Here is a 25,099-nt window from a genome sequence, read left to right as displayed (position 1 = left end):
TGATTACAGCGCCGCGTTGTAAAACAGCGCATTCTCTTGCTGCATGTCCTGCTGCATGCTTTGTTGCAATAAGGCTTCGGCGAGATCATCGGCTTGCGCGGCAGTGCCTTGCGCTGTTTGCACAGTTTGAGTATTGATCCCCAAGCGCAGGAAAAGCTGTCGGTCTTTGTCTTCCGCAGGATTTGGCGTAGTCAGTAATTTGCAGCCGTAGAACACCGAGTTAGCTCCGGCCATAAAGCACAGCGCCTGCATTTGCTCGTTCATTTTTTCACGGCCAGCGGATAGGCGCACATGTGAGCGCGGCATCATGATGCGCGCTACGGCGATGGTGCGAATAAACTCAAACGGATCAAGATCATCGACCTCTGCAAGCGGGGTTCCCGCCACTTTCACCAACATGTTGATTGGCACACTTTCTGGATGGCGCGGTAAGTTTGCCAGTTGCACCAGCAAACCAATGCGATCAGCGGCCTGCTCCCCCATGCCGACAATACCGCCAGAGCAAACTTTCATACCGGCCGCACGCACATGCTCTAACGTATGCAAGCGATCATCGTAGGTTCGCGTGGTGATGATTTCTTGGTAAAATTCCGGGGAGGTATCCAGATTGTGGTTGTAGTAATCTAACCCAGCCTCGGCCAACGTCTTCGCCTGACCAGATGTCAACATTCCAAGCGTCATGCAAGTTTCCATCCCTAGCGATTTGACACCTTCTACCATTTTGACCAGATACGGCATATCCCGCTCTTTCGGGTTTTTCCATGCCGCTCCCATACAAAAACGGGTCGAACCTGCGGCCTTGGCTTGCCGGGCGGTTTCTAGCACTTTTTCAACTTCCATCAAACGCTCGGCTTCTACGCCTGTCTGATAACGCGCGCTTTGCGGACAGTACTTACAATCCTCCGGGCACGCGCCAGTCTTGATAGAAAGCAACGTACTGACCTGAACTTGATTCGGTTCAAAATAGCGGCGGTGTACCTGTTGCGCCTGAAACAGCAAATCCATAAACGGCAGCGCAAACAGGTCGGCAACCTCTTGCGCTCGCCAATCGTGACGTACTGACATCGTATGCTCCATGCATGAAATTCAGTAAAAATAATTTTGGCTAGTGTAGTGAGCGGCGATAGACTGTCAATTTGATAAGTTATTATTAGTTTACAGAAGATTAAACAATGAGCTTTAACGCAAGCGCTATTTCTGATGCTGACATGCAGTTTGATCGCCAACATATCTGGCATCCTTACACCTCAATGCGCGATCCGCTGCCTTGTTACCCCGTCACGCAAGCCCACGGCAATCGCCTAACATTGGGCAATGGGCAAATCTTGGTTGATGGTATGTCCTCATGGTGGGCGGCCATTCACGGCTATAACCATCCACAACTGAATCAGGCTGTACGCACGCAGTTAGAATCCATGTCACACGTAATGTTTGGTGGGATCACCCACCAACCCGCGATCGATCTGTGCCGACAACTGGTTGCCATGACGCCCGACGCGCTGGAGTGTGTATTTCTGGCTGATTCGGGTTCAGTTGCCGTAGAAGTAGCGATGAAGATGGCGTTGCAGTACTGGCAAGCCAAGCAGGCCACCAGCGCAGAGTCGGCTTTCAATCGCCACCGTTTTTTAACCATCGCACATGGCTATCATGGCGACACCTTCGGCGCGATGTCAGTTTGCGATCCACAAAACTCGATGCACAGTTTGTATAGCGGCATTTTGCCGCAGCATCTGTTTGCCCCAGCGCCACAGTGCCGTTTCGCTGACACATGGCAAGCGCAGGATATTGCGCCCTTCGCCACCTTGCTCAAACAACACCATGAAGAAATTGCCGCCGTTATTTTAGAGCCAATCGTACAAGGCGCTGGCGGGATGCGGATGTACCACCCGCAATACTTGCGTGAAGTACGTAAGCTATGTGATGAATTTGGTATCTTGCTGATTGCCGACGAAATTGCGACCGGATTTGGTCGCACCGGGCGGCTTTTTGCCTGTGAACATGCCGAGGTCACACCCGATATTTTGTGCTTAGGCAAAGCCTTGACCGGTGGCTATATGACACTCTCCGCCACCCTCACCACGCGCCACATTGCCGATACCATCAGCAGTGGTAGCGCCGGTTGTTTCATGCACGGGCCAACCTTTATGGCTAACCCGCTCGCCTGCGCCGTTGCATCGGCAAGTCTGGCGTTACTGACCAGCGGCAACTGGCAAGCGGATGTGCAGCGTATCGAAGCGGTGCTCAAGGCCGATTTGCAGCCGTTAAGCACACATTCTGCGGTTGCGGATGTGCGAGTGCTCGGCGCGATCGGTGTGGTGGAGATGCGCCAACCGGTGAACATGGCACGGTTACAGGCCGAGTTTGTGCGCCTCGGGGTGTGGATCCGTCCGTTTGGGCGCTTAATCTATGTGATGCCGCCCTATATGTCGCCGACAGAAGATGTGCACCGTTTAACTGCGGCTATACATGCGGTGATTGAGCAAAGCCTCTGAGACCATCAACCGCAAGCCCTTTTTCTACAGCAGCGAATACGGCACATGTCTAAATACCTGTCGTATTCGCTGTTGGCGGCTTTTAAGCGCTTGAAATTTCTGCCTTAAAACTTAACGTTTAAAATAAAAGGGTTGATATCGAGGCGTTTGAGGTTTAACCGTGAGTACTTCGGTTGCTTGGGTATTGATGTTTAGATATTGGGGGGCTTGTAGCACGCACTATATAACATTGCATATTTACCCTCGTTTATGCTCGCCTCGCATTAAAAATAACGCTCACACAACTGACTGAAATGCATGTTTATTTCACTTTCACTACCAATAACACCAGCACATATTCTTTTTAATTATAACACTCTCAGCGATTAATTTTAAATCGCACATTTATAGAATGTAATGCGCGCATTTCCCCTCGTGTTCATTTATCAGATCTTAAGTCTTTCACTTTCGTTTTACGCATATGCACGCAAGGCATATTCATACAGAATAATTCGCTTTAAAAAAGCCGTTTTAGCAAAAACAACAGGTCATACCAGCTTGCTGGCGTGTATTTATTCTAAAAACAACAATTACAAGATAACTATTTCAGACTCATCACTTTATGTTGCTGTTTAAAATATCTTTTTCGCATTTCTTGACGGCTATCAATTGCCTTTATTCTAGAATGCGATGTAACATCAAAATAACATCAGCATTCCTGAATATTATTTTTGGTGGCTGACTGTTATGCCGGTAAAGAGGTATTCAGGCATTCTGAATCTTCCCACACAACCTGCTCAGACAGGTCATAACAGCCCGGTCATGCTGAGTAATTAATGGAAGGACTTCCATTCAAATAGCCTGGTATTCTAAGGAGAGAAGCATGGGTTACTTTATTACCGGCGCTACAGGTTTTATCGGCCGCTTTTTGCTGGAAAAACTTGCTCACCGTAACGGTAATTTATATTGTCTGGTGCGTTCGGAAGCGGCAGCAGAAAAATTACAGCAAACCGCCGCTAATCTGAATATCGCCCCTGAACGCATCCACGCGGTTTATGGCGATATCACCGAGCCACTCTTGGGTTTGAGCGCCGAGCAGGTGCAAGTGCTGCAAGGAAAAATCACCCATTTCTTCCATCTCGCTGCGCTGTACGATCTGGATGCCAAAACCGAAGTTCAGATTGACGCCAATGTGGCCGGCACTCGTAACGCAATTGCCTGCGCCGAGAAACTCAAAGCCGGTTGCTTCCACCATACCAGTTCGATTGCTGCGGCCGGCCTGTATCGTGGTTGCTTTGATGAAACCATGTTTGATCAAGCCGAACATCTAGACTCACCCTATTTCCTGACCAAACATCTGGCCGAACGAGCTGTGCGCGAAGAGTGCCGTATTCCATGGCGAATTTATCGCCCAGGGATTGTGGTTGGCCACTCCAAAACCGGTGAAGCAGACCGCGTTAACGGGCCCTATTTCTTCTTCAAGTTCTTGCAGCGGATCCGCAATGCCCTGCCCAGCTGGATGCCGTTACTCGGCATCGAAGGCGGACGCATCAATATTGTGCCGGTCGATTTCGTGGTCAATGCCATGGATCATCTGGCGCACCTGCCGGACTTAGACGGCCAATGTTTCCACCTGACCGACAGCCGCCCGTTCCGCACCGGTGAAGTGCTGAATATTTTCTCCGAAGCCGGACACGGCCCGAAAATGGTGCTGCGTTTTAACTCGCGCCTGTTCAATCTGATCCCCGGCCATCTGATGGGGATGCTGTGTAACTATCCACCCGTACAGCGCATTAGCCATTTACTGCTGGCGGAGTACGGCATTCCGGCCTCGGCGCTATCGTTGATTAACTACCCAACCCGCTTCGATAACCGCCGCACACAAAAGCTGCTGGAGCCAGCGGGGATCCGCTGTCCTTCTCTCGACAGCTACGCACCGCAAATCTGGGATTATTGGGAGCGTAACCTCGACCCCGATCTGTTTATCGACCAAATTCTGCACGAACAGCTGCACAACAAAGTAGTGCTGCTCACCGGCGGTAGCTCAGGGATTGGTTTGGCGACTGCCATTCGGTTAGCACCAACCGGAGCCCATTTGTTGCTGGTAGCACGTAAAGCCGAACAGTTAGAGGAAGCTCGTGCCGCCGTAGAGCAAGCGGGTGGCCGCGCGACTTGCTATATCTGCGATTTGTCCGATTCTGCCGCCTGTGATGCGCTGATCCAGCGTATTCACGAAGAGCATCATAAAGTGGATGTGCTGATTAACAACGCGGGACGCTCGATTCGTCGCTCAGTGGCGGACTCTTATGATCGTTTCCACGATTTTGAGCGCACCATGGCGATTAACTACTTTGGCGCGTTACGTTTGATTCTCGGTTGCCTGCCGAAAATGGATGAGCAGCGCAATGGCCACATTATCAACATTTCCTCGATTGGCGTACTGACCAACTCGCCGCGCTTTAGTGCTTATGTGGCATCGAAAGCGGCGCTGGAGTCGTTCTGCCGCTGCGCAGCATCCGAGTATTCCGATCGTGGAGTGCGTTTTACCACCATTAACATGCCACTAGTGAAAACGCCGATGATCGCGCCAACACGGATTTACGACACCGTGCCGACCCTCACCCCAGAAGATGCGGCCAACATGGTGGTCGATGCCATCGTACACAAGCCAAAACGCATCGCGACCAAACTGGGCATTTTTGGCGCGGTCATCCACTCGCTGTCGCCGCGGATGGCGGAAGTGATCATGAACATCGCATTTCGCATGTTCCCAGACTCTGCCGATAAAGGCGGCGAATTGCCCGATAAAAATCAGCAACAAGAGATGATCGCCTTTGCGGCCATGCTACGTGGTATTCATTTCTGATGGCCGGGAAACCGGCCTTCAAAGGACCTGAACAGACTGAGTAAAACAACAATCAGTAAAATAATAAGGAACAGAACATGAAACTGAACGAAACCCATGTTTATGCCTGCTCACCAGAACAGCTACTGCCATACTTTACTGATCCCGAGCGTGTCGTCGCCAAATATCAAGGGCTGAAAGCAGACAAAGTACGCGTCATGGATCACGAAGTTGACGGTGACAGTGTCACTATCGCCACCAGCCGTGACATGAAAAACAACGCCCCAGCAATGCTGCGTAGCGTACTGGGGGACAGCAATCGCCTACAGCAATATGAACAATGGCAACTGCAGGAAAACCACTACCAGTGCCGCATTAAAGTAGAGTTAGTGGGAATTCCAGTTTCCATCGAAGGCACCTTGCTGATCACGCCAACCGCTGAAGGCTGTCAGAACCAAATTGCGCTGGATATCAGCTGTGGGATCCCATTTATTGGCAGCAAAGTCACCGACTATATCGTGCGTGATTGCCGCGCCTTGATGCAATCTGAATATCGCTATCTGCAACAGCTGATCAGTGCTGATATCACCACGGCCTGATTATGGGGACTCGTGAGCGCATTTTGGATCACAGCCTGCTGCTGTTCAACCAGCGCGGTGTTGCGTGGGTGACCACCCTCGATATCGCTACGGAAATGAACATCAGCCCCGGTAATCTCTATTACCATTACCACGGCAAAGAAGAGCTGGTGTTGCCACTGTTAGCTGAATTTCAGTTGGCCATTGATCGGCTCAATCGCAACATCAGTAGCGATGTGCAAACGCTGGATGACTGTCTCCCCTTGCTTTACACGTTGCTTGGGGTGTGCCGTCATTACCGCTTTATCTTGCGGGATCAAAACTTTTTCCTGCAAGAAGGTGCTGGCGTATCGGCTCACTTACCGCGCAAATGGCGACGCGTTCTGCGCAGTTTGCAGGAGTTCAGTCATCATTTGATTGCACGATTTGGCCCGTATTTACACGAGGATGAGCAGCAATTATTGGCGGATAATCTGGTGCTGATGGGGCTAAGTTGGTTGTGTTTTGAGCCGCATCTGACTCATCACACCGTCACCGACATGAGCAAAGACGCCCCGCCAGAAGCCAGCAGCCCAGCACAGAGCGAATGGTTAGCGGAAGATGAAGAGATACTGATTCAAACCGGGATCAGACGGCTGACCGCCGTGCTGACCCCTTATCTTTCTTTGTCGGCCGCTCGCGCATGCTCGGCAGACGCTCGTTGAAGGTGTGCGGCAGCAAATGCCGCGCACCGATTCATCGCCTCTTGAGACTCAGGTAGCAACTGAAATAGCGGGAACACATGCGGCATTCCCGGCCAAACGGTTAAATCCACCACCCCACGCTGTTCACGCACACGCGCCGCTACACGCACTGAGTCATCCATCAATATTTCCAGTGAGCCGACATGAATCATCATCGGTGCTAACTGATGCAAATCAGCATACACCGGCGAAATCAGCGGCTCACAAGGCAATTTTCCCTGCAAATAGCTATTTCGCATCAGCAATAACGAGCCTAAGTCGAAAAATGGGTCTTCGTTACGCATGAAAAACGCTGAGGGGCTATTAAGCGCCATATCAGTTGCGGGAGAGAACAAGATCCCACATGCCGGTTGCGCCATATTGTGCTCACGAATTTGCAGCAAGGTAGTCAGCACCAAATTCCCGCCCGCGGAATCCCCAGCCAGAATAATTTGGGATGGCAAAATACCCTGCTCAAGCAAGCCGCGGTAAACCTGAAAACAGTCTTCAACTGCCGCCGGATAAGGAAATTCAGGGGATAAGCGGTAATCCACCATGATGCCGCGCGCGTGGCAGACTTCCGCCAGTTTACCGAGTAACGAGAAGTGCAATGCCGAGGCTTTCAGACAAAAACCGCCACCGTGGAAAAACAGCAACACGGTTTGCCCGACCGGCTGACCGGTGGTGATCCAGTCACAAGGCACCCCGTTAATGGTATCAGGGATCGCCTCTAACGAGGCTGGACTAGACACATAATGGCTCATGTTATCTAGCCCACTGATCACCGCCCGCAGCTCGGCCACGTTATCGCAGCGTTGCAGGCGGGCACGCATTGCCTGTGCCAGCAGTTTATTCAGCGCTTTCGAACTCCAGCTTGGCATGTTCACTCCTTGGTGAGCGGTTTATCACTCGACAGGAAACTCCACCGCCTTTTGCCGGACCACTTTGGCCACTTCACTTAAGGTCGCCTGCTCCAGCGCCGCCAGCGATTCTTTCAGGTACTGCCCAATCACATCAAAGCCCGGCAGCGAACGTCGGCAACACACGAAACCAAAATTGAGGTGACCGGCATAGCTGAGCAAGGTGATGTTCAGGGTTTGCCCCGGTAACAGCAGTGACAACGGATAGACATCCTCCACTTTGGCACCGCAGAAATAGAGGGTTTCCTTCACCCCTGGCACGTTAGAGATCAGCATGTTGGTCGCAGGCGGCAAGTAGTGATTGAGCCCTAACCGGCCTGACAGCAACGAGAGCGCATTGACCAAAATCGCATACTGATAATAAGCGTCTGGGTGCAGCTCTAAGGCCTGATACTTGATGCCTTCGGTCGAGTTACGCACGGAGTGCAAACGGCGCAGCGGCGGATCATCACTGCGCCCCATCTCGACCAATCCAAGGGTCATTTTATTAGTGACACCCGTTTCATTACCGGCACCATGTCGCAAATTGAGCGGCATCAATGCCACCAGCGGTTTTTGCTCTTTCCAGTTATGCGCCTGCAGATAACGATGCAGCGCCATATCGCACACCGTCAGCACCACATCATTCATGGTAACGCCGGTGAGTTTGGCGATTTGGTTAAAGCGATGCTGCGGTAAACTAACCAACGTCACCCGCCGAGCTCGCTCTGGGCTAAGGTTAAACGGCGTATGCGGCGCGGTAAACGGCATTTTCAGCCCCAATCCACTGCCGGCATTGGCGCGTAAAAATCCGGAGCACAGCTTAAGCAGACCCAGTGATGCTTTGGATTGCTTCAGCCATAAATCAGGGTTAAGCAGGCTTTGCAGCAGCGCCTGTTTATGTTGCTGACGTTCGGTGACATCCGGTTGTTCGGTGGTCGCCCAGAACGGAACAAATTCAGTTTGTGTCGGGTCTGTTTGACAGCTACGCATAAACAATTTGGACGCACGAACACCGTCGGCCAACGAATGATGCAGCTTGAACAGTACCGCCACTTTGCCATCTTTCAGGCCATCAATAATCCAGACTTCCCATAAGGGACGACTGCGATCCAGCACGTAGCTATGAATACGGGATACCAGCTCCAACAGCTGATAATGATCGCCGGGCTCAGGTAAGCTGGAGCGCCGGATATGGTAGGACAGATCCACATATTTCGCGGCCTGCCAACGGGGTAAGTGTGTCAGCCCCAGATCTAAAACCCGGTCAAACGGGCTTTGCACCGGCCCACCACGTAGCATTGATTGGTGAAGATGAGCCGCATAATCCGATTGTTCAGCCGGAGGGCTGACAATCATCAGACCTGAAATGTGCAAGGGCGTAGTATTGTTTTCAAACACGACAAAACCCAAGTCGAGTAATGAGAGTGTCGCCATGAAAAAGCCTCCTTTACTGCCTGTACTGCGCGTACTGCTGTAGTCCTGTAGATGACTGGGTTTTCGCCCTGTAGGCTCGTACCTGAGCCGTTACCCTTTCACGTCTTGTACTTTGATACTTCTCTTAGTGCTAATCTTAGTGCTTTTGTTGGTGCTTAGTGTGCTGATGAACAGCATGTGTGGCGTGACATTAACCTTGAATAACCTTGAATAAATGGGTATTTAACCCACTAAAACCACGTTCAGGTTAAACCGCTGTCACGCCACCAATCATGCGTCGGTCAGGCAGGAACATCGGCATTATTTACGCGCCGCCGCCAGTTTCTCTACACGCTCGGTCAATGCCGCCAGTTTGTCATCCAAAGATGTTAACTGGGCAGGATCAACCCCGCTCAGACGGGTAAACAGATTCTGTACCCGCTGTTCGACCGCCACACTGCTGGCGAGCGTGTCATCCACTTGCTGGCGTGTTTTCTGCTCAACATCACGCCCTAAATCGACCAACTTCTCAAACATGCTTTCGGCTTTACCGTCCAGAGACTGCGCCTCCTGTAAGCTCATGCTGTAAACGCCCAGCCCAGCTAACCAGATATTACGGGCCAACAGGTCATCCTCAGCATCAGACTCAGCCGGAGCATTGTGTGCAACATAGTGTTCCATGATAACCTCCTGTGCAGAACCTGCGCCGGGCAGGCCGGTACACGCTCAGACCTTATTTCACCGGAGTTTCTGGTACTTTACCAACTACGCGCTTGGCTGCCGCCGTTTTGGCATCAGCATGCTCTTCTTTCACCGTCTCTTTCACCGCCTCTTTGGCTGGATCTTTCTCCGCTTTCACGTCAGCGGTTTCCTGCGCAGCCTGCTGAGCTTCCAGCGCGGCGATCACTTCAGTCAGACGATCCAGTTTCTCCTCCATACCTTGCAGTACAGACACTTCCAGTCCGGTAAAACGCTGCACTTGATAATGCAGTTGCTGCTGCATCGCACTGCGAGTTTGCTCTGCGGTTTTCTCCACACGCTCTTTGGTCTGCGCTTCAACTTCGCGGCCGCGGAAAACCAGCTCGTCAAACATGCAACGCCCTTTCTCAGACAGCGACGTGACTTCTTGCATGCTCTTCGCATAGGCACCTAAACCTGCCAGCCAGATTTTACGGGCAACCGCTTCCTGCTCATTGGCATTGCCTGCTTCGTCTTTGGCAAAACCGATATTTAAAATACGCTTTAACATACACGCCTCCTAATGACTGCCTTTATTCCCGTTGTACTGGTCAGAGCTCTTGCTCTGATTTAAGCGTACGCAAGTCAATTAGAAGAAACATTCTAAACAGGCCGAAAAAGCATGATCTGCATCAAAATATGTCGCATTCATCGGCAGATGAAAAATATTGGCGAATTACAGTAAAAAACGTGAAATCAAGAGCCGTTTTAACCATTTCGCCAATATTGATAGCGCTGAGCTTAGCGTTAATGAGCTTATCGTTAATGAGCCTAGCATTAACCAACCTAGCGCGAATTAAAACAGGCCTCTAATTGCTGCTCTATCCCACGTTGAATGCTGTCAGCAAACGGTAAATAAAACAGCCCCAAGCGAATATTGATCACAACCGAATCATCGGACAACTTGAGGTAACCCGATGCGCCCGGATGACGAAATATCAGATCCTGCTCACGCCATTGCCAGCTAATCTGATATTTACCAGCAATTTCTTCGGCCACGGTCTGGCTGATATTTCTGGCTTTTTCCATCCCCAGGCTATGTGTTCTTTTTATGTATATAGCACTCATTTTATTCCTTCATGAGTTATATCAGATTAATTATGGTGGACTTTATATAAACAAGGTAATCGTTTTTTGACTAAGATTGATATTAACACTATAAAAGTTTAACTGAAGACGCGAGACTGAGAATACACGTCAGGATCAATATTTTAATATTGGTGTCGGCTGAATCGAGACATCCTTTTTCAAAAGGAGAAAGGTATGGATATTCGCAATAAGGTGGTGTTAATCACAGGGGCAGCGCGCGGCTTAGGGTTACTGTTTGCCCGTAAAGCAGCCGCCCACGGTGCCAAACTGGTGCTGTGGGATATCAATGAGGCCGCCCTTAACGCGACCGCCGATGATTTTGCAGCTGAAAGCCACACTGTACTGCATCATGTGGTGGATGTGAGTAATCTCAATGCGATACAAGCATCGGCGCAAGATGTGATTAACCAATTTGGTGGCGTTGATATTCTGTTCAACAATGCGGGGATCATTGTCGGTAAACCGTTCTGGGAGCACTCGCACCGCGAAATTAACCAAACCTTGGCGATCAACACCAATGCCTTGATGCATATCTGCCGTGAGTTTCTACCCGGCATGCTCGAAAAAGGCGAAGGCCGGATCGTCAATATTGCCTCAGCGGCAGGAATGGTTTCCAATCCGAAAATGTCTGTGTATTGCGGCAGTAAGTGGGCGGTGATTGGTTGGTCAGACTCGGTGCGACTGGAGCTGGAAATGGCCGGCTACCGCAATATCAAAGTCACGACCGTAACCCCGAGCTATATCGATACCGGAATGTTTGCCGGTGTGAAAGCGCCACTGCTCACACCGATTCAAAAGCCAGAGGCGGTGGTCGAGAAAGTGTGGGCCGGCATGTTGCGCGGTGATGCGTTTGTCCGCACGCCGGGTATTGTTAACCTGTTGCCGGTGATCAAAGGTCTGTTGCCACGGGCAGCATTTGACCTTATCTGTGGGCATGGCATGGGGATTTACCGCAGCATGGATAAATTCTCCGGCCATAAAACCTGATAATAGCCCGCCAAAGCAAGCCAGCTACTCACAGGGGATAACGTCTCTCCTGTGAGTCACTGTGCTCATTATATTCTTCCGATTCGCCCTTACTCTTCCAGCTCAACGCTGCTGACGGGGAGCCAACCACTTTCGCCCAACTGATTTTCCGCCCAGTACCAGCCATCACATTCAGCCAAAATAAACAGGCGCTCGCAGCAAGTGGTGGTCAGTTCACGGGCAAAATAATCGACCGTGGTTGACGATATGCCCTCACTTTCCGGCTGTGGGTACAGGAAACTGTCGTGGATCCACCCTTCTTCACCGGTTTCAACGGCACGCACGCGCCACCACTGAATCGACTGTGGATCTGGATACAGACAGAACACGGCTTCATCGGCGGTTAAGCGCAGCGGTTGTGGGTCACGCAGCAAATGCGGCACCGTTACGCGCGCGGATAAACGTTGTCCGGTCAGTGACATATCGGTACCGGTGTATGACGGTGTGACTCTGTTTGGTGTGGCCAAGTCCATCTTTCTCTCCTCCATCATGTCTGCCGAGAGCGCACAAATCCGCGCGCCTAAAAGTCGGCGAAGAGCCTATCCCAGTCGATATCACTCGCACCAGCCAGCTTCATCAGCAACCTGATTAGCTACCTTCGCGAACACCCCGTTCGTGAGAGTTTCGACCATTCGGTAAACGCTAAAATGGCAAGTAAAATCGCCCTAATGGGATAGCCTCTAAGACTAATCATCACTGGGATTATCGCTAGCCACTGTACATAAAGCATCCAGCGGCTAAGCATTCCGGCAAGAAAAAGACAAAATTGGAACTGGTATCAAAAGGTGAGTCGTCGGAGGGTGCAACAGAGAAAGTCGAGGGCACAGAGTACGGTAAGAACAGAGGCTAGTTAAAATTCGTCCAACCTCTGTTTTAGTCATGAAGACGAGCACGCTTAGAACGGGCGGCAAGCTATAAGCGCCGCACATCCCTTATCGATAAGCGTGATCGATGTTTGCTCTATCACGCTAATGTCGGCTTTAGGCAGATTACAGTTTGAAGCGGTGAATAATCTGGTTGGCACTGCCACGCCAGACCAAACCTGGGTCAGCTTGCTCTTGCACGAACTTACCATCAACCAAAGCATCAATATACGGGATCACCGCTTGCTGCTCGGGAGTTAACTCTGCCAGCGTGTAACCAGTCCACAGCCAGATATCTTTCCCCGGACACTCTGCTTTCACTCGCTTAACCAGCGCCAAGATTGCCGAGACGTTGGCCGGATGCAATGGGTCACCACCCGACAGCGACAGTCCACGGCGACGAATACGCGGATCGTTCAGATCGGCGATGATCTGATCTTCCATCGCCTGCGTAAACGGATGGCCAGAATCCGTGCGCCAAGTTGATTGGTTGTAGCAACCGCGACACTGGTGCTCACAGCCAGACACAAACAGCGTGCAGCGGGTTCCTGGGCCGTTAACCACGTCCACGGGATAATATTGATGGTAGTTCACGTTACTCTTTTAACCTTTGCCGATTGAATTTGCCGTTGATGCCTAGCGCTAGGCGCTGTTGGCGGCCTTCCGATGGCAAAAATAACACCGGGATACCCTGCCCAACGGGCAATGCATCACCGGTGTTGATATTGAATTGACCACTACGACAATTTTTTACTGCTTTTTCCGCTATCGCCGTTTTTGGCGATAGAAGGAGTGTGTCGCGGCAGTCTGTCGATTACAGGTGCTTAACCCGACGCTTCACTTCTTCTTGCTTGCCGTGGTTGAACGGACGCGCATCAGGGCTGCCCAAATAACCACACACGCGGCGAGTTACAGACACTTTGGTCGGCTCATGGTTGCCACAGCGCGGGCAGGTAAAACCCTTACTGGTACATTCAAACTCACCGGTGAAACCGCACTCGTAGCACTCATCGATTGGCGTGTTGGTACCGTAATACGGCACGCGGCTATAACTGTAATCCCACACATCTTCCAATGCTTCAACGTTGTGCTGCATATTCGGATATTCGCCATAGCAAATAAAACCGCCATTGGCGATGGCCGGATACGGCATTTCAAAATCCAGCTTGTCGTACGGGTTCACCTGCTTTTCGACATCCAAGTGGAAGCTGTTGGTGTAGTAACCTTTGTCGGTCACGCCATCCACCACACCGAAATCTTTGGTGTCAATTTTGCAGAAACGGCTGCACAGGTTCTCACTCGGGGTGCTGTACAGGCTAAAGCCGTAGCCCGTTTCTTTTTTCCATGCATCAGTGGCATCACGCAGACGCTGTACGATAGCGATGGCTTTGGCGCGCAGCGCTTCGGAGTCGTACACGTGGGTTTCGGTGCCATACAGCGCATTAATAGTTTCATGCAGACCGATATAACCCAAAGACACTGAAGCTCGACCGTTTTTGAAGATCTCGCTAACGCTGTCATCGGCCTTCAGGCGTACGCCACATGCCCCTTCCATATACAGGATTGGTGCAACACGGGCTTTAACCCCTTCCAGACGGCTGATGCGAGTCTGCAGCGCTTTTCTCGCCAGATCCAGACGATCATCCAACAGACGGAAGAACGCCTCTTCGTCATTACCCGCTTCCAACGCAATGCGCGGCAGGTTCAGACTAACCACACCCAAGTTGTTACGACCATCATGGATCAGCTCGCCATCTTCTTCGTAAGTACCGAGGAAGCTACGGCAACCCATTGGGGTCTTAAACGAACCGGTGACTTTCACAACTTGATCGTAGTTCAGGATATCTGGGTACATGCGCTTCGTTGCACACTCCAGCGCCAGCTGCTTGATATCGTAGTTTGGATCGCCTTTTTTGTGGTTCAGGCCATCTTTTACCGCAAACACCAGTTTCGGGAACACCGCGGTCTTGCATTTTTTGCCCAGACCGGCAATCCGGTTTTTCAGGATTGACTGCTGGATCAAGCGGGATTCCCAAGAGGTACCCAGACCAAAACCGAAAGTCACAAACGGCGTTTGACCGTTCGCGGTGTGCAGTGTGTTGACTTCATATTCCAGAGATTGGAAGGCGTCATAACACTCTTTTTCGGTACGCGCTGAAGCAAAGGCTTCTGGATCAGTAATGCCCCACTCAACCGCAACAGCATGATGCTTGTCATAGCTGGCTTTGACATACGGTGCCAGAATTTCATCGATACGGTTGATGGTAGTACCACCATAGATATGGCTCGCTACCTGCGCGATGATCTGCGCGGTTACCGCCGTGGCGGTAGAAATCGATTTTGGCGTATCAATCTCGGCGTTACCCATCTTGAAGCCGTGGGTCAACATGCCTTTGAGATCGATCAGCATACAGTTGAACATTGGGAAAAACGGGGAGTAATCCAGATCGTGGTAATGCAGCTCACCACGCTCGTGCGCCTGCGCCACATCACGCGGCAACAAATGTTGCAGAGCGTAATGTTTTGCAACAATCCCCGCCAGCAAATCACGCTGAGTCGGGATCACCTTGCTGTCTTTGTTGGCGTTTTCGTTCAGCAGCGCGGCGTTGCTCTGCTCAATCAGGCCACGAATTTCGTTGTTCAGACGGCTGGATTTCTCACGCGCGATATCGCGATCATGGCGATACTCAATGTATGCACGAGCCACCGCTTTATGTGGACCGGACATCAGTTGGTTTTCAACCACATTCTGGATAGTCCGAATGTCAACCTCGGTCATACCTTGCAGGGAATCTTCTACAGCTTGTGCAACGGCTTCAGCATAAGCGGGTTCCATAGCCTCCACAGTGCGAGCAGCACTGAGAACAGCATTCTTAATCAAATTTCCGTCGAACGGTACACGGCACCCGTCACGCTTAATCACAACCGGCTTCACTGAGATTCCTCCGCTAGGCGCTATCACTAACCAAACCACTAAATATTGATTGTATGATAGCACGACATACAAGATGTGGTGTATTAGGCGAGATCAGCCACAAGATTGTATTGATCTAGATCAAGTTTTTTCAGCGACCGATTCTTTCACATTCAAATTATCGATCCCTGTCTGAAAGTTCTTTCGGCGCCCTTATCAGATTCAAATTCTCTTGTTAACTGCTTTCTTAAGAAAAAAACACTGACTACTTTTTCGCCAGCGCGAAGGCAAAACAGGCATAAAAAAACCCGCCAATAAGGCGGGTTGACTGATGAGAAAATTAACGTTGTGTGGACTTACTTAGCCGCATCACTGTGCTCTTCGTGCGGATGACGTTTTTCCCGTTTTTCAGCTCTGCGTTCTTGTAGAGTTTTCTGCGGCTTTTTCTTCTGTTCGTGACTCATAATAACTCTCCAATGTTGTGGTACGTCTTCTATTTACGCCCTCTTCACTGAGGAAAGCAACTTGCGGCACGCTAGGCTGCTGGCAAATTGCCATTACAGCTAATGGAAACACGACTTAGAAGAATAATTTATCAAAATGTAAAAAACTTTACTGTCGCGGTTATGCATCTTTGCAGAAGATACCACCATTCCCCCCTAGGCGACCTTACTCAAGATACTCACCATCATGCATAAAAAAGCCGCCCAATCAGGCGGCATTACACGTTCACGGTTTAGCGAGGAATAACCGATAACACACTAGACTCGAAAACTAGAAAGGGTTCGATCCAAATTGGTACTTTCTCGTTCTAACGCTTCGCAAGCATGTGTCATCGCCACAATCTGTTCTCGCATTGAGTACGAGTGCGCCACAGCTTGTTGTAGACGATTATCGATATTATGGCTCAGGTTATTTTGCTCATCTGACGCGGCTTCAACCTGATGGCTCATATCACGAATTAATGCGATGGCTTGTTCCATCTGCGTTAGGCTATCAGCGGCACCAGACATCTGCGCAGTTGCTTGACTGCTGTACTCTTGGCACTCCTCCATCGATTGCACCGATAAATGGCTGCTTTCTTGTAAGCCCTCGATCATTGTGCGGATCTCATCGGTACTGTGCTGAACACGATTTGCGAGTGTGCGCACCTCATCAGCAACCACCGCAAAACCACGCCCTTGTTCACCGGCGCGCGCCGCTTCAATCGCCGCATTCAGCGCCAACAAATTGGTTTGCGCAGCAATGTTACTGATCACATCCGCTACCGTGGTAATACCTGCCACAGTATGACTAAGTTCGGAAATCGAGGTGTCAGTACGATTCAGGCGCTGAGTTAAGCCATCCAGTGCCACACCGGTCTCTTTGAGTGCGTGCTGCGTTGCATCGGTTTTATCAATCAGTACACGCGTCGCATCAGCGGTTTCCGTGGCGCAGCGGTGCACCTGATTACTGGCCACAGTTTGCCCTTCCATTGCTGACGCTATCTGGTCATGCTCCGTTTGCTGCAACTCAGCACCTTGATGAATCTCAGCCGATAACGTAAATAGCTGGCCCCTCACCTCTGCTACTGCAGCGGCAATACGATGAGAGTCAGTGATAGTCTGATGAATTTTGGTCACAAAACGGTTGAATGCATGACCAAGACGAGAGATTTCATCACTGCCTTTAACCTGTAGCCGCTGGCTTAAATCACCTTCGCCATCAGAAATATTTTCCAGCGCATGAGTCAGTTCAAACAGAGGGCGTAAACCAATCCGACTAATCCAATAACTAATCGCAAAAGAAAGAATCAGTGCAATGGTGCATCCAAAGAGAATTCGTGATTGCGCTTGCTCGGCAAGCAGTAAATTTTTCTCTGATAAATTGTTTTCGAGTAACTCTACTTGGTCTTTAAGTAAGTTAAGACTTTTCCGCAATGCTCTAAAATCGTCCTCCATCGCGGCAAAATGTTGTTGGTAATACAAGCTTGCTGAATCAGGGTGTGCAAATAATTTCTCATAATGCGTAAACCAGATATCAAAAAGCTTCAATGTTTCATCAAGAACAGGTTGCTGTGATTGAGGAACTAACCCGTCTTGAATTAACACGGCAAATTTATTCAAGCGCCCTCTTGCTTTACCACCATTGTCTTTGAACTCATTTTCTTGATAGCTAATGTTTTTTTCATTAACACCGCCGACAACCAGTGCTTGCCCTGCCGCAATGACTTGGTACAGATCGCGATATGCACCTTCAATATTGTCTTTTACGGGTAATACATCCTGACGCAATGCCAGTGTCGTAGTGTGCTGTTCAGTAAAGCTGTGATAGATGATGCCAGACAAAACGACAAAGATGCTTATGGCGACCAGCATTGGCAGCATAAACTTAATTTTGAATGAAATATTATCTAAGACTTGCATAGCATTGTTATATCTATAATAGAGTGACAAATGGTCACTCTATTATAGGGGGTTACACACTAAGCAATATCGAGAATCCTCGCACTTTTAGAAACATGGTTTAACAGTTCGAGTCAAAAGTGACATACTTTTTCTTATCCATGCATCATTAAAATGTAAATTCCGTATAAGTTCTCCACTGCATGTTAATTAACGTGATTTATTTTTATGAATATTCTCACTCTCACGCTTTTTATGCCTGCGCGCACAAAAGTAGGCATACAAACCACCCACCAGTGCGCCGGATAGATGCCCTTCGACGCTGACATGCCATTGCCCTGACAGTTGGCCGGGGATCAGTCCTTGCCACATCACGGCGTACAGCACCAATACCACGGCCCCAATAGCCAAGGCTTTAAAGCTGCGATGCATTAAGGCATACACCAACAGATAGGCCCACAAACCGTAAATCACACCGCTCAAGCCGATATGGTAAGCCGGACGACCAATACACCAGAGCAACAGGCCACCACCAAACCAGACCACCAGCAGCAACAAAATGTATTCACGGCTGCCGTAACGGCTGGCCAGCCATGAAAGCAGTGTAAACGGTAGCAGATTCGCCCACAGATGAGCCCAAGAGCCATGCAGAAGCGGTGCGAGCAGCAGTGGCATGAATAACGGCTCACTGCGCGGTAGCAGGCCATAGCGGGTTAATGCGCCTACGCCTAAGTAGTTAAACATAAACAGCACGATACAAAGCACATCAATAATCAGGATCAGCCCGATTACCGGTGGTATTTTTTTCAACCAAGACTGTTCTTTGATCTCCTGCATCAGCGTTACCTCTCACAGTTAATTATTCAGCGAATTAGATTCGGTAACCTGCAGATTTTATTGAACATCATGCAAAAATATCATCAGTGCATATCGTTAGATCACAGGTTATTGTCATATAAAATTTATCGGTTTTATAAATTTGGAATCGCGTCGACATAAGGTAGATGTAAAAAAGTATGAATTTTCCCGCTACCCTTAATCGAGATGTACTCCATGCTTTTCAGTATAAAAAATATTCCCTTTCGGATCTCCGTTATCCTACCGGCAGCATTAGTCGGGCTACTTACCGTCAGTATGATTGTCGGTTTTTTTAGTTACCAGTCCCACCAGCAAACTATCTTGACCGAGCAGATTGTTCAGGATGAAAAAACCAACCAGCAATCTATCGATCTGAACATTAAAATTTGGCAAGCCCGTCTGGCGCTGTTGAACTCGATTGCCAAACTGCGCGATCTGAATGCCGCTAAAAATGCTGAAAATGCGTTAGATGCCATGCTGAAATCTGCTGACCAATATCAACCGGTCACCGATGCCGGCTACAAACTGAAAAGCGTGCTGAGCGATTACAACAAAGCGGCGCGCAGCATGGTGCAATATCACTATACGATTGATGATCAGGTGCGTTACGGCGTCACCGGCTCTGGGGCCAAATTCGATGATTATCTGGTGTATGTCTCTTCTGCGCAGTTTGGCCATGAGTATCGTAATATTTTGATTGATGCGATGACCGATATCGCCAAAACGCGGATCTATTTCAACTCTTTCCAAACAGGTCTGCGTGTTGGTGAATTGGATAAATCCATCAACTTCCTGACCTCTGCCCTGAAAAAACTGACGCCATACAGCCGCTACGATAAACGAACCGAAGAGATCGTGACGCTGGCAACCCGTTATGAAACCGCCCTGAAAAATATCCGTAATGGCATTGATGCTTATATGCAAGCGGACAAGGATACCGACAGCCTAGGCGCGGAGATCAACCAGAATCTGGTTGCGATGTCGCAGTTTATTGGTGAGCGCGGCTACATGGTCGCCGAGAAGAATCTGGAGCAGCAGCAGAGCATGTCACTGCTCCGTCTGGTGCTGGTGACGCTGTTCAGTGTGGTCGGTGTTGCGCTGGCGTGGTTGGTCAGCAGTCAGCTGACGCAACAGCTGCAACAGCTACTAGCAACGGCGCACAAAATCTCTAGCAAGAATCTGGCAGAGCCGCACATTGATAAAAGCCGCAATGAACTGGGCATGTTAGCGCGGGAAATCGAGCAGATGCGTTTGAATCTGCACCATATCATCACCGATATCGCTACCAGCACTTCGCAGCTCAGTAGCGCCGCCGAAGAAGTGAGCGCGGTATCTTTGCAATCCAACTCTGGGATGCAAAATCAGCAAGATCAACTGGGACAACTGGCCACCGCCATGAACCAGATGCAATCGACGGCCAATGATATGTCGCGCAATGCCGAAGAAGCGGCGAATGCAGTCAAAAATGCCGCCTCAGAAGCGGAATCAGGCCGCAATATCATCAAAGCGACCATCGAAACTATCGAGCAAGTGTCTGTGGATGTGCAACAAGCGGGTCAAGTCGTGCATGAGCTGGAGCAAGAAAGCTCGCGCATCGGTGTGGTGATTGACGTGATCCGCGGAATTGCCGATCAGACTAACTTGCTGGCGCTGAATGCGGCTATCGAAGCGGCGCGTGCCGGTGAACAAGGTCGTGGCTTTGCGGTGGTTGCTGATGAGGTGCGTACTCTCGCCCATCGCACCCAAGAGTCCACCACCGAGATCAATGCGATCATTGAAAATCTGCAGCAAAAGGCCAACGCCGCGGAAAGCGCAATGGTCACCAGCTCAACGCGGATGAATGAAGGCGTGATGCAGGTGCAGAACTCTGGCAATATCATTAATCGGATGAGCGAAAATATTCTGCTCATTAATGACATGAACACCCAAATTGCCAGCGCCACGGAAGAGCAAAATGCCGTATCTGAAGGGCTGAATATTAATATCAGCAATATTAATGACGTCAGTTTTGAGATAGTGGAAGGCTCGAACCAAACCGCTAAAGCCTGTGAAGATTTAAGTGCGTTGGCCAATAATCTGCAGAAACTGACCCTGCAATTTAGAATTTAATGCTACCCGCTTAAAATCTAAATTAGGTGGTCGTTATTTTATTGCGCGAGTCAATGCACGATAAAAATTAACGACCACCTTTCTCATACCATTAAAGATATGAAACAATTGGCAGTCTAAAAAGGGTTTGCGGTAACGATTCATTCGTGGCTATTATCGGGACGGTTTATTTAACCGGAGATAATAATCATGGGATTAAGCGGAATCGGAATTCAGGAGCTCTTACTGATCGGCCTGATTGTCGTATTGGTGTTCGGTACCAAAAACCTGCGTAATGTGGGTCGTGATCTGGGCGGTGCGGTACGCGATTTCAAACGTGCACTGAGTGGTCAGAACGAGAACAGCGCACATATGGAGATGCCAGGGTTAAACGAGCAAAAACCTGCCTCACCGGATAATAAATCTTCCTCTTGAACGTTATGTTCTATCCATCATTGTCGGTATCACGGTGATGGCAATTGCCACCATTTGATAATGAGCCGCAATCACTGCAGCGCCAGTATTATTGATAACTATTATTAATAACTACTGACGCTATTTACTTTAGCGTTATATCTAGTTGATTCTCTTCGCCCTATCCATTTCCGCTTTATTTTTTCGCTGTTATCCTTCCTCTGTTTTATTTGTCTTACGGCTCCCTATCCCTTTTGATATCTATCTTGAAATTTCTTTTGTTTGTTTTTTAGGGATTTCACTTTGCGTTACCGAGTAAACAAGTCATGAACGAATTGCGTACATGAAAAAGCCGCCGTTTTATCACAAACAGCGGCTTATCCCTTTATCTCTATTTTTTATCTCTGCTTTCGCTTTGCTTTAGTTTTGCTTTAGTGTTTTCTTTAACTATTAGGACGTTAGCAAATGCGCGGTAATGGCTCGCTGTGCGGTAAATCGAGCAGACGCGCTGCGCCAAACGCACCCATTACTTTCACTTGCCGATTTTCGGTGACTGAGCCAATACAGGTGGCATGACGACCCAACGGATGGGCACGCAAGCACTCCAACACGGCTTCTTCAGCCTCTTCGGCCACAATCAGCACCAGTTTCCCTTCATTGGCAAAATTGAGCGGGTCAAGCCCCAACAGCTCGCAGACACCACGCACCACCGGTTGCACCGGTAATACCGATTCAGCAATCATCATGCCGCAACCGCTAGCCTGCGCAAACTCGTGCAACACCGCCGTCACGCCGCCACGGGTTGCATCACGCAAGGTGCGAACCCCCGCGATCGGATGCAGCTCGGCAATCATGCCATTGAGCGGCGCACAATCACTTTGCAGATCGGCATCTAGCCCCATTTGCTCACGCAAATTCAAGATAGTGGCTCCGTGGTCGCCCAAAGTACCGCTCACAATAATTCTATCGCCAACGCGAATTTGGTCACAGCCCCACTGCACCGCGGGAGGGATCACGCCAATACCCGCGGTATTGATGAAAATCTTATCAGCGGCACCGCGATGCACCACTTTGGTATCGCCAGTAACTATTTGTACGCCCGCTTCTGCGGCAGCAACGGCCATCGAGCGAACCACGCGATCTAAATCTGCCAGTGGCAGCCCCTCTTCGAGAATAAAGCCACAAGAGAGGTATTTCGGGATAGCGCCGCCGACGGCGACATCGTTCACCGTACCGCAGACTGCCAGTTTACCAATATCTCCCCCAGGGAAGAAAATCGGGTCGACCACGAAACTGTCAGTGCTGAACGCTAACCGATCGCCAGTTGCGGCCAGTTCAGCGAGCGGGATCCGCGCCTGATCTTCTTGGCGCGTGAGCATCGGGTTGGCAAAAGCCTGCATAAACAGATCGCGGATCAGGGTTTGCATCGCTTCGCCACCACTGCCGTGAGCCAGTGTTACCACGTCTTGGCGCTGTGTACTCATGGTTATCTCGATTTGTTGTTTATCGCTTAAAAAAGGTTCTGATTATCATGCCTGACGGCGGTATTGGTAGTAGGCGGCGCACGCCCCTTCCGAAGACACCATCAGCGCACCAAATGCGTTTTGTGGATTACAACCGGTGCCAAACAGTGGGCAATCTGCCGGTTTGCATCGGCCTGTCAACACATCACCACAACGGGCGCGTGGGTCATCAGCGGCCGCGCCAACCTGTGGCTGGAAGATCCGCTCGGCATCAAAATCGGCATAAGCGTCACTTAACATCACGCCAGAGTGCTCAATTTCCCCCAGACCCCGCCACTCACTGCTTGGGCGCAGGATAAACACGTCATCCATCGCGCCAAGCGCCAGATTGTTGCCTGCGTCTGGCACGATGCGTCGATATTGGTTATCGACCCGCGCCACGCCTTCAGCCACTTGCTCCACCAACATTAAGATCGATTGCAAGATATCTAACGGTTCAAAACCGGTGATCACCAACGGTTTAGCGAACTCATCGCAAATAAAACGGTACGGCTCGGCACCGATCACCATGCTGACATGGCCCGGCGCGAGGAAGCCATCAATGCGCACATCTGGTTGTTGCAGCAAAGTTCGCAACGTTGGGATGATGGTGATGTGCTGGCAGAAGATGCTGAAGTTACTCAATCCCTCTCGACGCGCTTGCAGCACCGTCAGCGCAGTACTTGGCATAGTGGTTTCAAAGCCGAGAGCAAAAAAGACCACGTGCTTATGGGGATTATCGCGTGCGATAGCCAATGCATCGAGTGGCGAATACACGATACGGATATCCGCGCCACGGGTTTTGGCGTCGCGCAGTGCGCCGCGCCGCCCAGGGACGCGCATGGCATCGCCGAAGGTACAGAAAATCACGTTATCGCGCTCGGCGATATCGATACAGGCATCAATACGCGCCATCGGCAGTACGCACACTGGACAGCCCGGTCCGTGCACAAACTCGATGCTGTCGGGCAGGATCTGATCCAAACCGAACTTGAAGATGGCATGTGTATGGCCGCCGCACACTTCCATCAGTTGCAGCGGCTTTTGTGCATTGTAAGGCAGCGTTTGCATTACGCTCTGAATGCGCGCCAGCAAACTGGTCGCCAGCGCCGGATCGCGAAATTCATCGACAAACTTCATCGCATTCATGACGCAATCTCCGCGGTCTGCGCCGCTTGGCCATTCAGCGCACCAAAGTCATCCACTTCGTGACCAAGCGCCTGCATGCTGTGCAGCGCATCGAGGGTCGCCTGCGCCTCTTGCTCATCGAGCAAACTCATGGCAAACCCCACATGCACCAATACCCACTGACCAATCAGATCAGCCGGAGCGCCGGTACATACCAGCGCAGCATTCACTTCACGTTTGACGCCGCACACATCCACCACGGCGGTCACGCTAGCTTCATCACGAATAGCGACAATTTGCCCCGGAATGCCTAGGCACATACCTGCTCCTCCAGCCAGCCCAGCCATTCGTCCATGCCGTCACCGCTACGCGCGGAAACTTGAATCACGCGGATATCCGGATTGACGCGGCGCGCATTGGCAATACAAGCATCCACATCAAAGGTCAGATAAGGCAGCAGATCGGTTTTATTCAGCAGCATCAGGGACGCCGCAGCAAACATATCAGGGTATTTCAGCGGCTTGTCTTCCCCTTCGGTCACCGACAAAATCGCCACTTTATGGCGCTCGCCAAGATCAAAGCTGGACGGACACACCAGATTACCGACGTTCTCGATAAACAAAATGCTGCCAGACTCGGGCGCTAAACGCTCGGAGGCATCACGCACCATTTGCGCATCCAGATGACAGCCTTTGCCGGTATTGACCTGAATCGCGCACACACCGGTGGCGCGGATACGCTCAGCGTCATTACTGGTCTGCTGGTCACCTTCAATCACGGCGCACGGACGCTGCCCTTGCAAGCGGCGCAAGGTTTCCGTCAGCAATGTGGTTTTACCGGAGCCTGGGCTAGACACCAGATTCAGCGCCAGAATTTGCTGCGCGGCGAAATCTTCGCGATTGTGAGCTGCGATATGGTTATTTTTGCCCAGAATATCTAATTCGATTTGCAGCATGCGGCGCTGGCTCATCCCCGGAGCATGGGCGCCGGCAAGACCGTGGCCATAATGCATGTCATCCTGCTCACCTTGCGGCTGCAGTGCCGGCTCTTCTGCTTCAACAGGTGCGGCATGGTGATGGTGCGCGTGCTGATGGTCATGATGGTCATGATGGTCATGATGGTCATGATGGTCATGATGGTCATGATGGTCATGATGGTCATGAT

The 25,099-nt window shown here is 50.5% G+C and carries 22 protein-coding genes; 7 read left to right on the top strand and 15 right to left on the bottom strand.

The genetic code is table 11. The features are described 5' to 3' along the window. Window positions 1-3: 3 nt before the first annotated feature. Complete coding sequence (gene bioB, locus L975_RS10110) at window positions 4-1,065, bottom strand: biotin synthase BioB (protein ID WP_047708488.1); 1,062 nt, start codon at window positions 1,063-1,065, stop codon at window positions 4-6. Between the two features lie 107 nt (window positions 1,066-1,172). Here bioB and bioA point away from each other — a divergent pair, with 107 nt between their 5' ends. The 4 genes from bioA to L975_RS17270 all read left to right on the top strand — a co-directional run bounded on the left by bioA (window position 1,173) and on the right by L975_RS17270 (window position 6,598). Then, window positions 1,173-2,492: an adenosylmethionine--8-amino-7-oxononanoate transaminase gene (gene bioA, locus L975_RS10105; protein WP_047708486.1), complete on the top strand. Its 1,320-nt coding sequence runs from the start codon at window positions 1,173-1,175 to the stop codon at window positions 2,490-2,492. An 862-nt stretch (window positions 2,493-3,354) separates the two neighbouring features. Then, the gene (locus L975_RS10100) at window positions 3,355-5,337 is read left to right on the top strand and encodes an SDR family oxidoreductase (protein WP_047708484.1); all 1,983 of its coding nucleotides are present in this window, start codon (window positions 3,355-3,357) and stop codon (window positions 5,335-5,337) included. Between the two features lie 77 nt (window positions 5,338-5,414). Next, on the top strand, window positions 5,415-5,915 hold the full coding sequence (locus L975_RS10095; RefSeq protein WP_047708482.1) for a DUF2505 domain-containing protein: 501 nt from the start codon (window positions 5,415-5,417) through the stop codon (window positions 5,913-5,915). A gap of 2 nt (window positions 5,916-5,917) precedes the next feature. Continuing rightward, window positions 5,918-6,598, top strand: coding sequence for a TetR/AcrR family transcriptional regulator (locus L975_RS17270; RefSeq protein WP_052181397.1), 681 nt, complete (start codon window positions 5,918-5,920; stop codon window positions 6,596-6,598). Here the strand turns inward: L975_RS17270 and L975_RS10085 are convergent. From L975_RS10085 to L975_RS10065, 5 genes are all read right to left on the bottom strand, one after another. Then, the gene (locus L975_RS10085; protein WP_064977764.1) at window positions 6,550-7,497 is read right to left on the bottom strand and encodes an alpha/beta hydrolase; all 948 of its coding nucleotides are present in this window, start codon (window positions 7,495-7,497) and stop codon (window positions 6,550-6,552) included. The genes L975_RS17270 and L975_RS10085 overlap by 49 nt on opposite strands. Before the next feature lie 24 nt (window positions 7,498-7,521). Continuing rightward, a complete protein-coding gene (locus L975_RS10080) occupies window positions 7,522-8,952 on the bottom strand; it encodes a wax ester/triacylglycerol synthase family O-acyltransferase (protein WP_010863679.1) in 1,431 nt (476 codons plus the stop codon). A gap of 300 nt (window positions 8,953-9,252) precedes the next feature. Then, the gene (locus L975_RS10075; protein WP_010863680.1) at window positions 9,253-9,612 is read right to left on the bottom strand and encodes a phasin family protein; all 360 of its coding nucleotides are present in this window, start codon (window positions 9,610-9,612) and stop codon (window positions 9,253-9,255) included. A gap of 52 nt (window positions 9,613-9,664) precedes the next feature. Further along, a complete protein-coding gene (locus tag L975_RS10070; RefSeq protein ID WP_052181396.1) occupies window positions 9,665-10,180 on the bottom strand; it encodes a phasin family protein in 516 nt (171 codons plus the stop codon). 275 nt (window positions 10,181-10,455) lie between these two features. Then, a complete protein-coding gene (locus L975_RS10065) occupies window positions 10,456-10,737 on the bottom strand; it encodes a polyhydroxyalkanoic acid system family protein (RefSeq protein WP_036769771.1) in 282 nt (93 codons plus the stop codon). 195 nt (window positions 10,738-10,932) lie between these two features. Between L975_RS10065 and L975_RS10060 the strand changes: the two genes are divergently transcribed. Beyond that, a complete protein-coding gene (locus tag L975_RS10060; RefSeq protein WP_047708480.1) occupies window positions 10,933-11,745 on the top strand; it encodes an SDR family oxidoreductase in 813 nt (270 codons plus the stop codon). Window positions 11,746-11,834: 89 nt separating this feature from the next. On the opposite strand, the gene L975_RS10055 is transcribed toward L975_RS10060, so the two are convergent. The 5 genes from L975_RS10055 to L975_RS10035 all read right to left on the bottom strand — a co-directional run bounded on the left by L975_RS10055 (window position 11,835) and on the right by L975_RS10035 (window position 18,782). Further along, complete coding sequence (locus tag L975_RS10055) at window positions 11,835-12,257, bottom strand: Myosin-1 (RefSeq protein ID WP_010863684.1); 423 nt, start codon at window positions 12,255-12,257, stop codon at window positions 11,835-11,837. A 516-nt stretch (window positions 12,258-12,773) separates the two neighbouring features. Further along, on the bottom strand, window positions 12,774-13,241 hold the full coding sequence (gene nrdG, locus L975_RS10050) for an anaerobic ribonucleoside-triphosphate reductase-activating protein (protein WP_010863685.1): 468 nt from the start codon (window positions 13,239-13,241) through the stop codon (window positions 12,774-12,776). 220 nt (window positions 13,242-13,461) lie between these two features. Beyond that, window positions 13,462-15,582, bottom strand: a complete 2,121-nt coding sequence (nrdD, locus tag L975_RS10045; protein ID WP_047708478.1) for an anaerobic ribonucleoside-triphosphate reductase — start codon at window positions 15,580-15,582, stop codon at window positions 13,462-13,464. Window positions 15,583-16,322: 740 nt separating this feature from the next. Further along, a complete protein-coding gene (locus L975_RS10040; protein WP_156121194.1) occupies window positions 16,323-17,996 on the bottom strand; it encodes a methyl-accepting chemotaxis protein in 1,674 nt (557 codons plus the stop codon). Between the two features lie 159 nt (window positions 17,997-18,155). Then, window positions 18,156-18,782: a rhomboid family intramembrane serine protease gene (locus tag L975_RS10035; protein WP_052181395.1), complete on the bottom strand. Its 627-nt coding sequence runs from the start codon at window positions 18,780-18,782 to the stop codon at window positions 18,156-18,158. Between the two features lie 216 nt (window positions 18,783-18,998). On the opposite strand from L975_RS10035, the gene L975_RS17265 reads away from it, so the two are divergent. Both L975_RS17265 and tatA read left to right on the top strand, forming a co-directional pair. Beyond that, window positions 18,999-20,912 (top strand): methyl-accepting chemotaxis protein, encoded by a 1,914-nt coding sequence (locus L975_RS17265; RefSeq protein WP_177326635.1) that lies wholly within the window; start codon window positions 18,999-19,001, stop codon window positions 20,910-20,912. A gap of 189 nt (window positions 20,913-21,101) precedes the next feature. After that, window positions 21,102-21,326 (top strand): twin-arginine translocase TatA/TatE family subunit, encoded by a 225-nt coding sequence (tatA, locus tag L975_RS10025; protein ID WP_039044757.1) that lies wholly within the window; start codon window positions 21,102-21,104, stop codon window positions 21,324-21,326. A 437-nt stretch (window positions 21,327-21,763) separates the two neighbouring features. On the opposite strand, the gene hypE is transcribed toward tatA, so the two are convergent. From hypE to hypB, 4 genes are all read right to left on the bottom strand, one after another. After that, the gene (hypE, locus tag L975_RS10020) at window positions 21,764-22,789 is read right to left on the bottom strand and encodes a hydrogenase expression/formation protein HypE (protein ID WP_047708474.1); all 1,026 of its coding nucleotides are present in this window, start codon (window positions 22,787-22,789) and stop codon (window positions 21,764-21,766) included. Between the two features lie 45 nt (window positions 22,790-22,834). Further along, window positions 22,835-23,947 (bottom strand): hydrogenase formation protein HypD, encoded by a 1,113-nt coding sequence (gene hypD, locus L975_RS10015; protein ID WP_047708622.1) that lies wholly within the window; start codon window positions 23,945-23,947, stop codon window positions 22,835-22,837. Between the two features lie 5 nt (window positions 23,948-23,952). Further along, a complete protein-coding gene (gene hybG, locus L975_RS10010) occupies window positions 23,953-24,255 on the bottom strand; it encodes a hydrogenase maturation factor HybG (RefSeq protein ID WP_047708473.1) in 303 nt (100 codons plus the stop codon). Beyond that, window positions 24,246-25,099, bottom strand: an 854-nt coding sequence (gene hypB, locus L975_RS10005) for a hydrogenase nickel incorporation protein HypB (RefSeq protein ID WP_081995674.1), incomplete at its 5' end; no start/stop codon positions are given. The genes hybG and hypB, both read right to left, overlap by 10 nt.

Origin of the sequence: Plesiomonas sp. ZOR0011 (assembly GCF_000800945.1) — a bacterium.
Lineage (GTDB): Bacteria > Pseudomonadota > Gammaproteobacteria > Enterobacterales > CAMTGL01 > Plesiomonas > Plesiomonas shigelloides.
This window is presented reverse-complemented; position numbering and strand designations above follow the sequence as displayed.

What these genes read in the sequence shown, in the direction of transcription:
- L975_RS17265 (WP_177326635.1), top strand. Translation starts at nt 18,999, where the DNA reads ATGCTTTTCAGTATAAAAAATATTCCCTTTCGGATCTCCGTTATCCTA.
- bioA (WP_047708486.1), top strand. Translation starts at nt 1,173, where the DNA reads ATGAGCTTTAACGCAAGCGCTATTTCTGATGCTGACATGCAGTTTGAT.
- L975_RS10095 (WP_047708482.1), top strand. Translation starts at nt 5,415, where the DNA reads ATGAAACTGAACGAAACCCATGTTTATGCCTGCTCACCAGAACAGCTA.
- L975_RS10085 (WP_064977764.1), bottom strand. Translation starts at nt 7,497, where the DNA reads ATGCCAAGCTGGAGTTCGAAAGCGCTGAATAAACTGCTGGCACAGGCA.
- hypE (WP_047708474.1), bottom strand. Translation starts at nt 22,789, where the DNA reads ATGAGTACACAGCGCCAAGACGTGGTAACACTGGCTCACGGCAGTGGT.
- hypD (WP_047708622.1), bottom strand. Translation starts at nt 23,947, where the DNA reads ATGAAGTTTGTCGATGAATTTCGCGATCCGGCGCTGGCGACCAGTTTG.
- L975_RS10065 (WP_036769771.1), bottom strand. Translation starts at nt 10,737, where the DNA reads ATGAGTGCTATATACATAAAAAGAACACATAGCCTGGGGATGGAAAAA.
- hybG (WP_047708473.1), bottom strand. Translation starts at nt 24,255, where the DNA reads ATGTGCCTAGGCATTCCGGGGCAAATTGTCGCTATTCGTGATGAAGCT.
- L975_RS10060 (WP_047708480.1), top strand. Translation starts at nt 10,933, where the DNA reads ATGGATATTCGCAATAAGGTGGTGTTAATCACAGGGGCAGCGCGCGGC.
- L975_RS10055 (WP_010863684.1), bottom strand. Translation starts at nt 12,257, where the DNA reads ATGGACTTGGCCACACCAAACAGAGTCACACCGTCATACACCGGTACC.
- L975_RS10075 (WP_010863680.1), bottom strand. Translation starts at nt 9,612, where the DNA reads ATGGAACACTATGTTGCACACAATGCTCCGGCTGAGTCTGATGCTGAG.
- bioB (WP_047708488.1), bottom strand. Translation starts at nt 1,065, where the DNA reads ATGTCAGTACGTCACGATTGGCGAGCGCAAGAGGTTGCCGACCTGTTT.
- L975_RS17270 (WP_052181397.1), top strand. Translation starts at nt 5,918, where the DNA reads ATGGGGACTCGTGAGCGCATTTTGGATCACAGCCTGCTGCTGTTCAAC.
- L975_RS10080 (WP_010863679.1), bottom strand. Translation starts at nt 8,952, where the DNA reads ATGGCGACACTCTCATTACTCGACTTGGGTTTTGTCGTGTTTGAAAAC.
- L975_RS10100 (WP_047708484.1), top strand. Translation starts at nt 3,355, where the DNA reads ATGGGTTACTTTATTACCGGCGCTACAGGTTTTATCGGCCGCTTTTTG.
- L975_RS10070 (WP_052181396.1), bottom strand. Translation starts at nt 10,180, where the DNA reads ATGTTAAAGCGTATTTTAAATATCGGTTTTGCCAAAGACGAAGCAGGC.
- L975_RS10035 (WP_052181395.1), bottom strand. Translation starts at nt 18,782, where the DNA reads ATGCAGGAGATCAAAGAACAGTCTTGGTTGAAAAAAATACCACCGGTA.
- tatA (WP_039044757.1), top strand. Translation starts at nt 21,102, where the DNA reads ATGGGATTAAGCGGAATCGGAATTCAGGAGCTCTTACTGATCGGCCTG.